The organism is aff. Roholtiella sp. LEGE 12411 (genome assembly GCF_015206995.1).
Taxonomy (GTDB): domain Bacteria; phylum Cyanobacteriota; class Cyanobacteriia; order Cyanobacteriales; family Nostocaceae; genus Komarekiella.
The window spans coordinates 1-15812 of record NZ_JADEXR010000132.1 but is presented as its reverse complement, the minus strand read 5'-3'; the positions used below and the strand labels follow the sequence as shown (position 1 = coordinate 15812).

Annotated in this window: 15 protein-coding genes and 1 tRNA gene; 9 read left to right on the top strand and 7 right to left on the bottom strand. The window is 42.4% G+C overall.

Annotated features, from left to right (window positions below; translation table 11 throughout):
• Positions 1-126 precede the first annotated feature (126 nt).
• The 5 genes from IQ246_RS22640 (at position 127) to IQ246_RS22620 (ending at position 4999) form a co-directional block, all read left to right on the top strand.
• Positions 127-915, top strand: a complete 789-nt coding sequence (locus IQ246_RS22640) for a sulfite exporter TauE/SafE family protein (RefSeq protein WP_194005585.1) — start codon at positions 127-129, stop codon at positions 913-915.
• Positions 916-979: 64 nt separating this feature from the next.
• Positions 980-1864 (top strand): TIGR02587 family membrane protein, encoded by an 885-nt coding sequence (locus IQ246_RS22635; protein ID WP_194005588.1) that lies wholly within the window; start codon positions 980-982, stop codon positions 1862-1864.
• Positions 1861-2262, top strand: a complete 402-nt coding sequence (locus tag IQ246_RS22630; RefSeq protein ID WP_194005584.1) for a TIGR02588 family protein — start codon at positions 1861-1863, stop codon at positions 2260-2262. Before IQ246_RS22635 ends, IQ246_RS22630 begins: the two co-directional genes overlap by 4 nt.
• Before the next feature lie 255 nt (positions 2263-2517).
• Positions 2518-3801: an aspartate aminotransferase family protein gene (locus tag IQ246_RS22625; RefSeq protein WP_194005583.1), complete on the top strand. Its 1284-nt coding sequence runs from the start codon at positions 2518-2520 to the stop codon at positions 3799-3801.
• A gap of 223 nt (positions 3802-4024) precedes the next feature.
• Positions 4025-4999 (top strand): 50S ribosomal protein L11 methyltransferase, encoded by a 975-nt coding sequence (locus tag IQ246_RS22620; protein WP_194005587.1) that lies wholly within the window; start codon positions 4025-4027, stop codon positions 4997-4999.
• A gap of 322 nt (positions 5000-5321) precedes the next feature.
• Here IQ246_RS22620 and IQ246_RS22615 read toward each other — a convergent pair whose 3' ends face one another.
• The 5 genes from IQ246_RS22615 to IQ246_RS22595 all read right to left on the bottom strand — a co-directional run bounded on the left by IQ246_RS22615 (position 5322) and on the right by IQ246_RS22595 (position 8625).
• Positions 5322-6089: a ChaB family protein gene (locus tag IQ246_RS22615; RefSeq protein WP_194005582.1), complete on the bottom strand. Its 768-nt coding sequence runs from the start codon at positions 6087-6089 to the stop codon at positions 5322-5324.
• Positions 6090-6253: 164 nt separating this feature from the next.
• On the bottom strand, positions 6254-6793 hold the full coding sequence (locus IQ246_RS22610; RefSeq protein ID WP_194005581.1) for a Dps family protein: 540 nt from the start codon (positions 6791-6793) through the stop codon (positions 6254-6256).
• Between the two features lie 219 nt (positions 6794-7012).
• Positions 7013-7369, bottom strand: coding sequence for a hypothetical protein (locus IQ246_RS22605; RefSeq protein ID WP_194005580.1), 357 nt, complete (start codon positions 7367-7369; stop codon positions 7013-7015).
• Between the two features lie 470 nt (positions 7370-7839).
• Complete coding sequence (locus tag IQ246_RS22600; protein ID WP_194005579.1) at positions 7840-8232, bottom strand: alr0857 family protein; 393 nt, start codon at positions 8230-8232, stop codon at positions 7840-7842.
• 144 nt (positions 8233-8376) lie between these two features.
• Positions 8377-8625, bottom strand: coding sequence for a hypothetical protein (locus IQ246_RS22595; protein WP_194005578.1), 249 nt, complete (start codon positions 8623-8625; stop codon positions 8377-8379).
• A 71-nt stretch (positions 8626-8696) separates the two neighbouring features.
• Between IQ246_RS22595 and IQ246_RS22590 the strand changes: the two genes are divergently transcribed.
• The 3 genes from IQ246_RS22590 (at position 8697) to IQ246_RS22580 (ending at position 12289) form a co-directional block, all read left to right on the top strand.
• Positions 8697-9032, top strand: coding sequence for a hypothetical protein (locus IQ246_RS22590; RefSeq protein ID WP_194005577.1), 336 nt, complete (start codon positions 8697-8699; stop codon positions 9030-9032).
• Positions 9033-9669: 637 nt separating this feature from the next.
• Entirely contained in the window at positions 9670-11700 is a 2031-nt protein-coding gene (locus IQ246_RS22585; protein ID WP_194005586.1) for a GAF domain-containing protein, read from the top strand.
• Positions 11669-12289 (top strand): SRPBCC family protein, encoded by a 621-nt coding sequence (locus IQ246_RS22580; RefSeq protein WP_194005576.1) that lies wholly within the window; start codon positions 11669-11671, stop codon positions 12287-12289. The genes IQ246_RS22585 and IQ246_RS22580 overlap by 32 nt, the downstream gene beginning before the upstream one ends.
• Before the next feature lie 99 nt (positions 12290-12388).
• Here the strand turns inward: IQ246_RS22580 and IQ246_RS22575 are convergent.
• A tRNA-Glu gene (locus IQ246_RS22575) sits at positions 12389-12461 on the bottom strand.
• A gap of 400 nt (positions 12462-12861) precedes the next feature.
• Here IQ246_RS22575 and IQ246_RS22570 point away from each other — a divergent pair.
• Positions 12862-14781 (top strand): sodium:proton antiporter, encoded by a 1920-nt coding sequence (locus tag IQ246_RS22570; protein ID WP_194005575.1) that lies wholly within the window; start codon positions 12862-12864, stop codon positions 14779-14781.
• Positions 14782-14868: 87 nt separating this feature from the next.
• Here IQ246_RS22570 and IQ246_RS22565 read toward each other — a convergent pair whose 3' ends face one another.
• Positions 14869-15531 (bottom strand): cytochrome b N-terminal domain-containing protein, encoded by a 663-nt coding sequence (locus IQ246_RS22565; protein WP_194005574.1) that lies wholly within the window; start codon positions 15529-15531, stop codon positions 14869-14871.
• Between the last annotated feature and the right edge of the window lie 281 nt (positions 15532-15812).

Here is a 15812-nt window from a genome sequence, read left to right as displayed (position 1 = left end):
TGTGTATAAGAGACAGCCCATCCCCCATCTCTACGAGTCAGTTCACGAATCAAATCAGATTACTCTATGTAAGTTTTAAAGAGCTAGAGCCGATACGTTAAATTAGTTATTTTAAGAAAACTATTTATGATTGATTTTAGTTGGTTGATTTTAGTAGCTGGTGGTCTAATATCTGGAGTGATAGCTGGACTTTTGGGAATAGGTGGTGGTATTATCACAATTCCTCTTTTAGTCACACTAGGTTATACACCAGTTCAAGCGATCGCTACTAGTAGTCTTGCTATTGTGATTACTTCAATTTCTGGAAGTTTGCAAAATTGGTGGATGGGTTATTTTGACTTTAAACGAGTCATTTACTTAGGAATTCCAGCTTTCCTAACTACTGGGATAGGAGTCTATTTTGCTAACAAAATCCCATCATATATAATACTCTTTTCATTTGGCATTATACTACTTGTTAATATCTATTTAATAGAGCTTCGCAAGCAACTGGCCTCTGAGGAAAAAGAAAATGAGAGCACAGCCCCAGTATTTAACCCATTACTTACTAAAATTGGCACTGGTGGAGCAGCAGGAATTTTAGCAGGTCTGTTTGGCTTGGGTGGCGGTACGATTATGGTGCCGTTGCAAATATTGCTCCTGAAAGAAGAAATTAAAGTAGCAATTCAGACTAGTTTAGGTGTTATTGTGATTACTGCTTTAGCCGCCTGCACAGGACACACATTAGAGGGAAATATTCTGTTTATTCAAGGTATAATTTTGGGATTTGGAGGTCTTATTGGTGTTCAGATGAGTACTCGCACACTACCAAAAATACCAGATTCAATTGTCAGCCTTACACTGAGGCTTTTTTTAGGAATACTATCAATTTATATTTTTTGGGAAGCCTGGATAAATTATCAACTCATAGCTTAAAAATATCCGCTTCCGGCTTGAAAAGTTTGTTACGCGATTAAATTTTACTCTGGAAATATTGGTGATAGGAGTGGTAAAAAAACGTCAGAAAAATGTGTGGAAGACTGAAATAAATGACATCATTCGCGGTGCTTGTGGAGGCTTTTTATTTGGCATCCCATTGCTGTATACAATGGAAGTCTGGTGGATTGGGACACAGGCAAAACCACAATTAATGATGATGGCGATCGCATTGATGTTTATCGTGGTGTTGTTACTCAATCAGACGGAAGGTTTTCGTAAACGCAGACATAACTGGCGATCTTATCAAGCAGTAATAGACACTGTAGAAGCAATGGCGATCGGGCTAGCTTGCTCTGCCTTTGTGCTGTTGCTATTGCGAGAATTAACACCTGAAACTTCTGTCAAAGGAATTGTAGGTAAAATTATCTTTGAAAGCGTACCATTCACTTTCGGTGTAGCATTAGCAAACCAGTTTTTGGGAAATATTAGTAATAGTAATGGAGAAGAACAAACAACTCATCAGGAAAGCAATTCAACAAAAGATGAATTACACGCCACCTTCGCCGATGTGGGTGCAACCCTAATTGGTGCAACCGTAATTGCATTTAGCATTGCTCCAACAGATGAAGTTCCCATGCTAGCAGCCGCAGCTTCGCCACCTTGGCAGTTGGCAATGATTGCCACATCTTTACTGATTTCTTATGGCATTGTATTTCAAGCAGGCTTTTCAAACCAGCAAAGGCGGATGCAGCAACAAGGAATTTTTCAACGACCATCAAGTGAAACCATAATGTCCTACTTAGTGTCATTGCTAGCAGCCGCTTTTATGCTGTGGTTCTTTCAAAAGTTGACTTTTAGCGACCCCTGGACAATGTGGTTAGATCACACCTTAGTGTTGGGATTACCTGCAACTATCGGCGGTGCAGCTGGAAGGTTAGCGATATGACTCAAACAGAACAACACAAACCAGAGCGATCGCCTGCTGAGTGGGTAACATTCAGTGCTGCCTCATTCATTCTTGCAGTGATTGTTAGCTTGGTAGGCTACACTTGGCTAAACGACAAGAATCAACCACCAATCCTTTCTGTCACTAAAAAACAAACAATTCGAGAAATTAATGGGCAATTTTATGTCCCCTTTGAAGTCGTGAACACTGGAGGAGACACAGCTCAATCCGTTCAGATTATGGCTGAGTTGCTGATTAACGGCAAAGTTGCAGAATCAGGAGAGCAACAGATTGACTTTTTATCTAGTGATGAAAGGGAGGAAGGTGCATTTGTATTCAGTCAAAACCCCCGCCAAGGTCAGTTAACTATACGTGTTGCTAGCTACAAATTGCCTTAGTGAGGATTTGGAAGCGCAGATATAAATAGGTAATTAGGTGGCTTAAAAGCCATCGAGTCGTCTTTCATCCCCGGTCTAAAGAACGGAATACATTGCTACGCTATTGTTCCTCCGGGGCTTTCAGACTCCCGTCTGTTTCCTATAAGCGTTAGCCTAAGAATAAGTGCGAGTTATGCTAAATCAAAAGTAATTTTTAGGGATTTCTAGGAAACTAGTAAATAACTATATAATGAAAAACTTTCAGGAGCAGCGGTAGTGAGCCTACAAACTCTCGTTGACCAAGCCACCATCCCCCCAGATTCAGGTTCTGTAGCATCTAGTCCTTTTGATACAGATAGCTTTAATGAAGCTGTCATGTCCACCTACGCCCGGTTTCCCTTAGCCCTAGAACGAGGTGCTGGCTGCCGGGTTTGGGATACACAAGGGCGGGAATATCTGGACTTTGTGGCTGGAATTGCCACTTGCACTTTGGGACATGCCCACCCAGCTATGGTAGAAGCGGTGACACGCCAAATTCAGAAGCTGCACCATGTCTCTAATTTGTACTACATTCCTGAGCAAGGTGAATTGGCAAAATGGCTAATTGAACATTCTTGTGCCGATCGCGTATTTTTCTGCAACTCTGGAGCTGAGGCTAACGAAGCCGCAATTAAACTGGCGCGGAAATATGCCCACACAGTATTAGAAATTGAAAAACCGATTATTTTAACCGCCAATGCCAGTTTTCACGGGCGGACTTTAGCAACAGTTACCGCCACCGGACAAGCGAAGTATCAAAAATATTTTGATCCTTTGGTTCCTGGGTTCCACTACGTAAATTACAACGATATTAACGCTGTGGAAGCGGCGATTAGCGAGTTAGATGAAGGTGATTATCGTGTGGCGGCGATTTTAATAGAGCCATTGCAGGGAGAAGGTGGGGTACGTCCGGGGGATATTGCCTACTTCCAAAAGCTGCGGCAGATTTGTGATGAAATCGGCATTTTGCTAATTTTTGATGAAGTGCAAGTTGGCATGGGGCGCAGTGGAAAATTATGGGGTTATGAACATCTTGGCGTTGAGCCGGATATCTTCACCAGTGCCAAAGGCTTGGGTGGTGGTATCCCCATCGGAGCAATGATGAGCAAAAAATTCTGTGATGTTTTCCAACCAGGGGAACACGCTAGCACTTTTGGCGGAAATCCATTTGTATGTGGAGTGGCACTCAGTGTTTGTCACACATTGGAACGGGAGAAAATTTTACAGAATGTGGAAGAACGAGGTGAACAGTTGCGAACTGGATTAAAAGCGATCGCCTCAAAATATCCTGATCAAATTGCCGAAGTTCGGGGTTGGGGTTTGATCAACGGTCTAGAGTTGCAAGCATCCACTCAACTAACCGCAGCTGATATCGTCAAAGTTGCTATAGATGAGGGCGTATTGCTGGTACCAGCCGGGCCAAAAGTTGTCCGGTTCGTACCTCCGCTGATTGTTACCGAGGCAGAAGTCAATACAGCACTGCAAGCTGTTGACAAGGCATTAGGGACTATCACAGCATAAACTCTACAGAGACGTTGCATTGCAACGTCTCTGTAGAAATGAAAGGCGTCATTCATCCCACACCGCCTTCGGTCGGATGTGGGGCTTCTGTCGGTTTAAGCTAAAAACTAGGTTCAAGCATCGGTTAGCATTGAAAAGCTGTCTACCCTCAAGGTGAGAATCTCTGACCCCATGTAGTCAGTAATTGTTCTACAGCAATGCAGCCATGCCAGAAGAAGAGAAAATGCCGTGGATAGAATTAAGCCTCGACACAACCAACGAGGCTGTTGATTGGGTCTATACCCTGGTTGCTGAGACGATCAATATTGATGATGTGCAGATCACAGAATATGCCGAACTCAACTCAGATCAGCGAGGCGATCGCAATCTAGCACTCCCTGGCTGGACGTTTACAATTCGCTTATACATAGCTCATGATGTCCATTCGCGGGCACGTGTAGAAAAAATTGTTAATTTACTATCACCTTTGCACCGTACAGGACTAGCGACGGCTGTACAAACAACTCTGGTTGAGGAGATCACACACGCACAAAGACTCAATCCCCTAGCCCATCGAATTGGGGATCGGTTCGTGGTGCTGACTTCTGATGTACCTGATCAATCTCAAGCAGCAAACGAAATAACTTTGAGACTGAAGACAACCCTCTCCTTTGGCAGTGGTCTACACCCAGCAACCATTGTTAGCCTCAAAATGATTGAGCGGCACATCTTCCCCACAATGAATGTTCTCGACTTGGGATCGGGTTCAGGTATTCTAAGTGTTGCGATGGCGAAGCTAGGAGCAAAGGTTTTAGCACTAGATAACGATAGTATTGCTGTGCAAGCAACTCAGGATGCTGTGCATCTTAACGGCGTAGAGCAGCAGGTAAAAGTGATCAAAGCCAGCCTGGGATGTGGAAGCGATATGGGGCATTGGATGGGTGGAAACACCATCGAAAATGTGCCCAAAATTGAGACTACAGAACAATTTGACCTCATTGTTGCAAATATCTTGGCGCGGATGCATATTGCCCTTGCCAATGACTTTCAGCAGTCGCTGCGTCAGACTGATACATACACAGGACTACTGATTACAGCTGGTTTTACCACCGATCACGAAGAAAATGTTGTAACAGCGTTAACAGATGCAGGATTTGAGTTAGTTGATTGTGAACGATTTAACGAGTGGGTTGCACTTGCTCATCGCTTGAAAATATAAGCTTGGCTAATCCGGCAATATAAAGGAGAAATCAGGGATGTTGTCGCAACATCTTTAGGACTTACGCAACTGGCACACAAGGCTTCTGGTATAAGAGTCAAGAGTCAAGAGTCAAGGGGAGCCACTGCGCCCTTGCGGCTCTGCCGACTTAAAGCAAGTGGCGTTCAAGAATCAAGGTTTTTTGGACTTTTGACCTTTGACTCTGGACAACCTCTGGCGTTAAAAATATGACACTTGCGTAAGTCCTGATCTTCTCAGATTTTGGGCTTTTTAAAGGTTGAAATAACCAATCTTCCTTCCAAATTTCACCACCTTGAAAGGGCTAGACATTGGCCTTAGCTTTTGACCAAACACCGTTATCATCTTCATCAAATTGCTGGTGAACCGCTTCCCAAGCAGCATTTTCAGCCGTAAACTCATCATTTTTTTCATTGAGGACAGCGTTGTAGCGCTCAATGAATGTGCGTTGAGCTTCATCAGAAAGATGAGAACGAACCTCAGGAGACAAATCTTCTGGACTGTTGCATTTACCAGCACAGGGACGAGATAAAGTTTTCTCAATTGTATGAATTTCTTCAGCACCAGCACTTTCCAGCAGCAATTGAAATTCTCCGGCGCGATCGCTCGGAACTTCTGCCATTAATAAAAATTCTCCAGCTTGTAAGCGGGTTTGGTAGATAGCAGCTTTATCTTCTGGCATACCCAAAGTCGTCAGAACGGATACTAAACCTGCACCAGCGCTACCTGCGATCGCTCCACTTGCAGCTCCCAGCAGCACTGCACTAATAGGCCCTGCTGCTACTATTGAACCGACAAATGGAATAAATAGTACACCTACACCTGTAAGTAAGCTGAGAAAGGAGCCAAACAAGGAGCCAAATATTGCCCCTGTTCTCAAACCTCCCAAAATCACATCTTTTTTAGTAATAAACCCAGAAATCCGAGTTTCAGACTGGAAGTTTCTGCCCATAACCGAAATATGATCTCTCGGTACACCTCTGTCTAATAAACGCCGAATCACATCATCAATTTGCTTTTGTTCTTTAAATGCAGCAGAGATAGTACGTTCTGCTTTATACGTTTCTGGCATTTAAATACTCCTTGTATTATGTTATTTTTTTGCTGTTGACATAACAGACAGATGCGGTAGACAACAGAGCAACACCAGTATTGAGGGAGGAATCAATCCTCCCTCAACTAGTTACACACCAACCTTCACGTAGACATTATATTTTTGCCTGTGTCTGCTAATACCTACACACCTACAGGAGTTTTAGTTTGTGTAGCAGGTTCTGTACCGTCTCCTTCGAGTGCCTGTCCTTCAATAAATGAACGCAGCATCCAAGCCATTTCTTCATGCTCTTCCATCAGTCCGGTTAAAAAGTCAGCGGTTCCCTGATCGTGGAACTGATCACCAGACTTATCCACATGATCCCTTAAGTTGCGAATAACCTGCTCGTGATCCTCTACTAGATTAGATACCATCCCCGTTGCTGTGGGAACACTACCAGCATGTTCCTTTAGGGTAGTAATCTTGAGAAATCCTTCCATTGAGCCAACCGGATAACCGCCTAAAGCCCTAATCCGCTCTGCCAGAGCATCAATATTGAGAGTAAGCTTTTCGTAGTGTTCTTCCCAAAGCTGGTGCAAAGAGCGGAACTGAGGCCCGACGACATCCCAGTGATACTTTTTGGTTTTCACCAACAGTAAATAGGCATCTGCCAAATCTTGATTCAACAGATTAATTACACCTTGACGCTGTTCTTCTGTCAAACCAATGTTTATCGCACGCATTATTTTCCATCCCTAAGCGAACTTATTTACTAAGTTCTCAAATTGGAGACATAATACACATCAACCCAAGGAAAGATTGTTAATTTAAATTAATTCCCTGATTTATAATTATGCCTATACCTTAAGAAGGTGCAAGCTTAATACTACTAATTAGTAATGGGTAACTGCTTCTATGCAATTACCCATTATCACTGACACATTATCAATGTATTAATTTTGTTACTTACCTGTAACTTTTCCCAAAAAGTTCTTTACATTTTCCTCTACTGAGGTTGAACTCTGCGAATTACTGGGGCGCTTCTGCTTGTCAATATCAGCAGCTCCTTGAACCTCATTCAGTCCTTCGTTTGACTTGTTTTGAACTTCTTTGAGTCCAAGTGGTGCTGATTTTGCTACTTCGTCAGTTTCGCGCTGAGTTTCAAGTAGTTGTGTAGTAGCTTCGGTAGGGTCACTTTGATAACTATCGATGGCAAAAGCAGGAAAAGCACTAGACAAAAATAGCAAGGCGCAGGTAAAAGCCACAACTAGAAAGCGTACTGGATGTAAGATAGATAAAACAGAAGCAATAATCTTCATTTGGAATCCTCGATAACAGCTTTAACAACGCAGAACTTTTACTTGGAGAGGGAAACTCACGCCTTCACTTAGTCGATTTGACCAGTCGATTACACGGATGTGCTTCCATCTGGAAGTTCTTGTTCACCGAACTTTACGAAAAAAATTGTCCTCATATTCCGCATTGACTCAGTAATGGATATTGAGTAGATACTCTGCCCATTATTCAATGAATACATTGCGTTTGACCAGATTTTTCATTCATGGTTCGCCTATATATTTCTACTTTAAAGACATCAATGCTTGAATCGGTCTGTGGAATGAAGTTGCTGCTATTCATATTTACAAGAAAATCATTCCCTAGGTAGATCAACTTAACATAATTTTAGTAACCTAACGGTACTCGAATTTATTGAAAGCGGCGTCAAAAAAAAATGGGCTTCTTCACCGCTAATTTTCAGTGAAAAATTATACTCATCCTACTATTTCGTTTACTCGCTCATGACAGAAGCACTGCTTTCTTGAGATTCCTGCCAAAGTCTGTGCAAAAAGAACTCAGCGCGATCGCTTATAGTAGTGACAAACACACCGATAGCATTATCAGAACCATCTGATAGCCAAGAACCTCGCAGAGTGACCTCTATATAATCGGTATCGCAGGCACACAAAGCAATAATTTCTTTGTCATCGCGTTTTACCTCAGCCTTTAGTACTTCTACTCCTGGCAAATCAACAGGAAGCAAAAAAGAAGCGGTACTGGGTTCAACGCATAGATATTGACCGACTCGCAGTGCCAAAATTACTCGCTGCGTTACCCATTCCTCTAGTGACAGAGTGAGACACTCTAAGTAAAAGCTCCTATCAGTATAAGTTAATTTCAGCATTTCTTATGCTCTCCTGTTATTCCAGGTCTGCTTGCACATCCATCCAGAAGTGTGTAGCGCTACAACTTCACTCCTTATAAAAAAAAACCCGCTTCTTGTTTGGCTGAAGCGGGGGTTAGAAATTGACCGGAAAATTTTTTGGTCTTATATGGGTACAGCATTTCTATGCCTGTACCTCCCGCTTCCTTCATCTAGTTGTAGTTTTGCATTCAGCACACCAATGCTGAGATATCTAAAATCATTATTACCCTCTGTGATTTGGCCATAATTTTGGCTACCATCGCCCATAAATAAATACTCCACTCCCACAACAGCTAATTCCCAACCGGCTCGGTAGTTGGTAGCACGCAAGGTAGTAGAGATGGGGTAAATGGATTTCACAGAAAATTTCACCTATTGAACATTCCTTTAAACATACTACACTTGTATTACTATCCTGTCTATACCTTTAAGGAGAAAAAATCATGCATACGATCGCCCGCACCCCAACCACCGATATGGAAGTTACCAGCATCCGCCTAGAGCGAGAGCTCAAAGATAAACTCAAAGAAATAGCAGGCAATCAGGGGTATCAAGCTTTGATCCGAGATATTCTCTGGAATTATGTGCAGCAAAAATCAGGTGAGTGGAAGCCTCGATTTTCGCAAGCCGATATTCGAGCTAGCATAGCTGCAATAGCTCAGCAAGAAGAACGCTGCGTACTTACAGGTCAATTAATTCAACCCCAACAACCAATGTTGTTAGGACTAACGAGGAATGGTGACATGGTTCCTCTGAGTGTCGAGAGTTTGGCTGGATAGTCTTACCTTCAGATGAATGCAGCCCAGTTATCCTCAGTAGTAACTGGATTGCATTCATAATTTTGTCAGTAAAGTTTATTCAAAATAATATATTAAATTGTTAAAGTAATTAGTTCTTAAGCATAAATACTCAATCTGTTCTTGAATAATCGTTAAAATTTTTACTGAAGTTCTGCTAAAACAGAATTTCCCTGAAAGTTCTACAGATACTAAGAGTAGCTTGTTCAGCGTAAACATTGTGAAAAAAATATTACATGTTTTTTATAGCTGTTTCCGTGTTAGCGCGGTGAGATTTTCTGGAGATTTTGCCTCAATTCCAGAGAAATTACGGTTTATGTATACTTACAGACAGGATACTCTAAGTCCAAGTGAGTAAATTACCTTAATATCAGTAAGCCAAGTATAATCTGGCTGAGGCATTTTAGGATATTCTACGTATCTTATTACCTATATCGAGATTTGTTTAATACACCACTAACTTGGTCATCTGACATAAAAAGAGGCTATAACAGGTGAGAGAAAGTATTCATACAAAATTTGCAAATCACCAGGTTGCAACAACATCACTATTAGTAAAGAATATGCCAAGAGGTTGGGTGCAAAAACAATGGGGTCATTATCCAAGGGCGTGCCAGGAATGAAAAAGCCTTTATCGTCGCTGCCACAATACCCAAATGACGTAGAACAACTACAACCATACCAAATCAAACTGATGCAGCATCAGGAAGAACCTGCCCACCAATTGGTACAAAAAATTAACCAAATCATCGCCAATAGCTCAGCGACTGCATTGATGCTGCAAGAGATAGCCCAATTGCTGGGAGTTATTTTCCAAGTAGATTGCTGTTGTTTGGTTCCAGTGACGAGTGAGGAATCTAGCGAAGCGGCTACTGGTAATTGGTGTGCTGATGAGTATCTAGGGTTGCCACACCCAAACGAGATATTCTCGATGGAACAGTTGCTTATGGACTCGCCAGTAGTGCAATGTGCTGCTGAGCCATTGACTATTGAGGATATTTCAATTATTCAAAACAGTCTGGTAATCGGGTGTCAATATTTGCCACTACCAATAAAAGCGGTTTTAGCGATTCCCACCCGATTTGGTGGCAATAATAATGGGGTGATTAGTCTGATTAAATTCCAACCCTATGATTGGAGTGAATCAGAAAAGCAATTACTCAAAGCCCTAGAGTCTTCTTGCGCGATCGCTTTTTCCCGAATGGCACAGGCTCAGTTGATTGCTCATCAACAGCAGTACCTCCAAAAAAGCGATCAGCATCAAAGCTTAATCAAGCAATTAACTTTATTAAGTCGGAGTAACTTGGAGTTAAATCAAATGCTCCAGTTAGTAATCGCCTCTACCGCCGAATCTCTACAGGCAGATCGCGGTTTACTCATACTGCTGAAATACACAGATCCGCTGTTTAGGACTCGACCCAAAAAACAAGTTCCAAGAGCGAAAGCTACCGTACATGCTGAATGGAATAGAGCAACACAAATTTACGGTACTAGTACAGACACTTTGAATGAGTCTTTTTTGCTCTCAGAGTGTGGTTTATGCCAACGTGTGTTCACAGACTCTGGAAAACCACTAATCATCGATGACTATACAGAGCAAAACGATACCTCGCCAGCTGCTTCATTGTTTGCAGTCAAAGAATTGCCTACAGCATTGTTAATGCCATTAGAGAGTCAGGCCAAAGTTTTAGGATTTTTAGTGCTACAGCAAAAGGTTGCTCGCAATTGGCAACCAGCAGAATTAAATCTTGTGGAAATGGTTTGCGCTCAAGTCAGCAATGCCATAATTCAGTCACAGACATTGCGCCAAGTTCAGACTTTGGTAGATGAACGGACAGCGAAACTACAGAGCAGTCTGGAACTGCAAGCAAAATTGCATGAAAGAACACGGCAATATGTTGAGCAGCTGCGAAAACTCAACGAACTCAAAGATGAATTCTTGAGCAACATGAGCGATCGCTTACGCTACCCTCTAACAAATATGCTAATGTCTATTCGTAATCTACGTCTGACAGGAATAGCCCCAGAACGTCAAGTTAGGTACTTAGATATCCTAGAGCAAGAATGTACAAAGGAAATTAACTTAATTAACGACTTGCTGACACTCCAAAAACTAGAGTCTCATCAAGAAGCTCCACAATTAGAAACTGTTGATTTAAATACCAGAATTAAGGATATAACAGAATCTTTTGAACGAAAACTTGCAGAAAAGGGATTAAGGATTTCTGTAGAATTGCCACAGGAGACGTTAATACTACAAACTGAACTAGAAAGTTTTGACCGCATCCTCCAAGAGCTATTAACTAATGTCTGTAAATACTCAGAGCATCAAACTCTTGTCCACTTGCAAGCCTCTCACCAAGTTGAGCAGCTTGTTGATCAAGTTATTATTAAAGTGACGAATATAGGACGTGCCATTTCCGAAGAAGAAGCGACATACATATTTGATAAGTTCCGTCGCGGTAAAGGGCGCTGGACTCCAGGTACTGGCTTGGGACTTGCTTTAGTAAAGTCTCTAGTGCAACACTTAAATGGAGCGATCGCTGTTGAGAGTGTTTCAATCTCGGATTCTCAACTAAGCGAAATTTGCTTTACCCTGACTTTGCCCCAATTTTCTGATGAAAGCAAACCATATTCTGAAAGTGACTAAAGAACATAACACAACAGAAGACTTTGATTTCCAATTCCCCAGTGATGACACTAACCTAGAAGGGGATTTGCTTGCTGATACAGGTGCTTTACCAGCTAAAGTAGAAGTCCAAATCGAGAAAATAGCAGAGCGCCAAAGGCAAATCAGTGCTAAAATCAAAATCCCCCAACCAGTAGAACAAATCTGGAAGGTTTTGACAGATTATGAAGCCTTGGCTGACTTTATCCCCAACCTTGCCAAGAGTCGTCTAATTGAGCATCCCAAGGGTGGAATTAGACTAGAGCAAATAGGCTCTGGCCGCTTACTAAATTTCAACTTCTGTGCGCGTGTAGTTTTGGATCTCGAAGAATACTTCCCTAAACAGATAAATTTCCGCATGATAGAGGGAGATTTCAAAGGCTTTTCTGGTAGCTGGTATTTAGAGCCTTATTCCCTTGGTGAGTGCATAGGAACAAATCTTTGCTACACAATTCAAGTTTGGCCCAAACTCACTATGCCAGTGACAATCGTTGAAAATCGCTTAAGCAAAGACCTACGATTAAATATGCTAGCGATTCACCAACGTGTGGAGGAGCTAGCTAGCAGCTAATTAACTCGAAAACTATCCTATAACTTAGATTTCACCACAGGTGGTAGGGTAATTCATACCAGCAAAGAAGCGATTTCCTTGCTTTTTATATTTCTTAAGTACCCCCAGGGGAATTCGAATCCCCGTTACCTCCGTGAAAGGGAGGTGTCCTAGGCCTCTAGACGATGGGGGCATTAGACTCAGACCTTTTATAAGGTAACGAATTTTCCTGCTTATGTCAACAGGTTTTGCCAAAAAAATTTGATATTAGCTAAACTGGGTGCAAACAAAAGCTTCCACACACTGATACTCCAAACTTTTCCTCGTCTCTAAGCGAAACATAAACCAGACAATTGACATCCTTGCCCCGCATGAAGTGCGGAGAATCCTCAAACAGCCGAAGTTGATTGCTAATTCCAAAAGCACTCTTGCCTAACCACCAATTAGTTACAAATGCTTTCTTATCAAGAGCCAAGTATGAAAAAATCTCTGAATTGGACAAGGAATAAAGAGTTATGATGTTGTACCCTGTAAAGTTAATATGTACAATTCTTTACAAAAGATTTTGAAATACATGGATCAAAATCTACAACATGGAAGCATCTTTTGAAATCACCCTACAGATGGTGATCACTGTCTTTGCAGGCATTAGCGCCCAGGTATTGGCTGCATACCTCCGGGTACCCAGCATCGTCTTATTATTGCTGTTGGGCATTCTGCTTGGCTCTGATGGTATGGGGCTGTTGCACCCGCATTCACTAGGCACTGGACTAGAAGTTATTGTCTCCCTAGCAACGGCAATAATTTTGTTTGAAGGTGGACTTAATTTAGATCTACGAGAGTTGGGTAGAGTTTCACTCAGCCTGCAATTGCTCGTTACTCTAGGAACGTTGATCACACTGCTTGGCGGTAGCATGGCAGCTCACTGGCTGGGTGAATTTCCTTGGAACATAGCTTTTCTCTACGCTTCCATAGTCGTGGTTACAGGCCCAACCGTCATTAGTCCTCTGCTCAAACAAATCAGCGTAGATCGACAAGTGGCAACGCTTTTGGAAGGAGAAGGGGTTTTAATAGACCCAGTAGGAGCTATCCTTGCCTTCGTTGTCCTAGATACAATTTTGAACGGTGATACTGACCCGATCAATGCCATCATCGGTTTACTCATGCGCCTATGTATTGGTAGTGCAATTGGTGGTGCAGGCGGCTACTTGATGAGTTTGATTTTCAAACGCGCCAATTTTCTGTCATTTGAGCTAAAAAACTTAGTGGTACTGGCGGTTCTATGGGGCCTGTTTACTTTGGCACAAACGATCCGCAGTGAGTCGGGAGTAATGACAACAGTAGTCGCAGGAGCAGTATTTGCCAACTCTTCAGTACCAGAAGAACGCCTGTTGCGGAGCTTCAAAGGTCAGCTGACAATACTCAGCGTCTCGGTGCTATTCATCCTCTTGGCCGCTGACTTATCCATTGCGAGTGTGTTTGCTTTGGGTTGGGGTAGTTTATTCACCGTTTTGGTGCTAATGTTCGTCGTTCGCCCGATTAACATCCTGTTATGTACCTGGAATAGTGACCTCAACTGGCGACAGAAACTGTTTTTAAGCTGGGTTGCTCCTAGGGGAATTGTTGCCGCTTCTGTGGCTTCTTTATTTGCAATTTCGCTGACACAACGGGGCATTAACGGTGGTGATGCTATCAAAGCCCTAGTCTTCCTCACAATTATCATGACTGTGGTCTGCGAAGGTCTAACAGCTGGCTGGGTTGCTAAGTGGTTGCAAATCACTTCCAAAGATGTGACTGGGGCGGTGATTGTTGGTTGCAATCCCTTGAGTCTTTTGATTGCCCGGTTCTTTCAAGAACGAGGAGAAAACGTGGTAATGATTGATACTGACCCAAAATGTTTAGTCCAAGCCCAGGCGCAAAATCTCCGAGTTATTGCTAGCAGTGCGTTGGATGCTGCTGTTTTGGAAGAAGCAGGGCTTGCCTCTATAGGCACTTTTTTAGCTATGACTAGTAATGGCGAGGTGAATTTTGTTTTGGCTCAACGGGCTTCTGAGGAGTTTAATCCGCCGCGTGTCTTGGCAGTTTTCCCTCGTGATCCCCAAGCGAATACCTCAACTAATAATAAAGTTAACCAAGCTTTCATCTCAGATTTAGCAATTAAGACTTGGAATGAGTACCTAAATGATGGGCGAGTTAAGTTGGGGACTACCACACTGAATGAGTTGGAATTTTCAACCCAACAGGATCATATACAGGAAAAGATTCGGACTGGGGTGTTGATACCGCTATTGGTAGAACGAGAAGAACGCCTACAGGTAATGCCAGCAAATCAAGAGTGGGAAGTTGGCGATCGCATTATATACCTGTTGTTTGACCCCAGACCTAACCTTTTAAAACGTTTATCTGGTGCTACCCAGTCTACGCCTCTGTCTCTAGAAAAGTTATCAGAGGTTGAGGATGTCCCCTTGACCCAATTATCTCAACTTTCAACTAGTGAGGTTCCTGGGGGATAAGAAGAACAGAGGGAGCAGGGGGCACAGGAAGAAAAATATAATTGACTAATGACTTTTGACTCTTAACTCAGCACTTCTTATGAAGCTTTATGAAGGAATAAACTCGCCTTCTGGTGGTTGTTGTAAATTACGTAAATTACTAAATTCAGGTTTTGGCGCTTCTTGATGCATTTGTTTTTCTTCCCACAGTAAAGCAGATAAATTTACCACAGCAAGAATTATGGCAGCTACCGAAATCAGATAACTGTGTATGGTGTAGAGGTGTTGGATGGTAACGGTGCTAATAGCTCCACCGCCAGTCAGGATATCGCGCAGTTGCCCACCAATAAAGGGAATTGCTTCGATGGTTCCTAGCTCAATGCTAAAACGCCAGTATCCTAATTGATCCCAGTCTAAGAGCATGGCTGTCCAATCTAGCCCGATCGCACTTAGGGTAAATAAAATTCCGCTAATCCAAGCAGTCAGCCAACTCTTACGAAATTGCCGACCGAGAAACATTACCACAATTTGAATTAGGGCAACGATAATTACCGCGTTACCAGCAATATCATGCGCCCTGCGGAACAACCAACCGTATGGCACTTGTGTATTAATCATTTTCAACGACTCATAAGCGCCGCGTGCTGTCGGTTCGTAATAAAAAGACAGCAAAATTCCTGTAGTGACGCCAATCAAGCTGAGGGTAAGAATCACAACTGATAATATCGTCGCCACTCGTTGCAAAATTCTATCGAACTGGGTGCTTTGCATAGCTACAGCCCTCTTGTTCTTAACTAAATATTTATTTTTATTACAATTCTAGCTAAGAAATATTAAAAGATTTTGCATTTCTTCAGACAAAGACAAAAATTTTAACTAATTCGGCGGAATTCCCCGTCCCTCTACAGGGCGGGGATGGATAGCCGGGTGTTTGAGGAATCACCAATTATTGTATTTTAGTGCTTTATCACAATATATGTTTATGGTAGAGTAAGCACATCAAGGAGGTGATGCTGAGTGTTACACAAGGTTGTACAAGTCCGTTTATATCC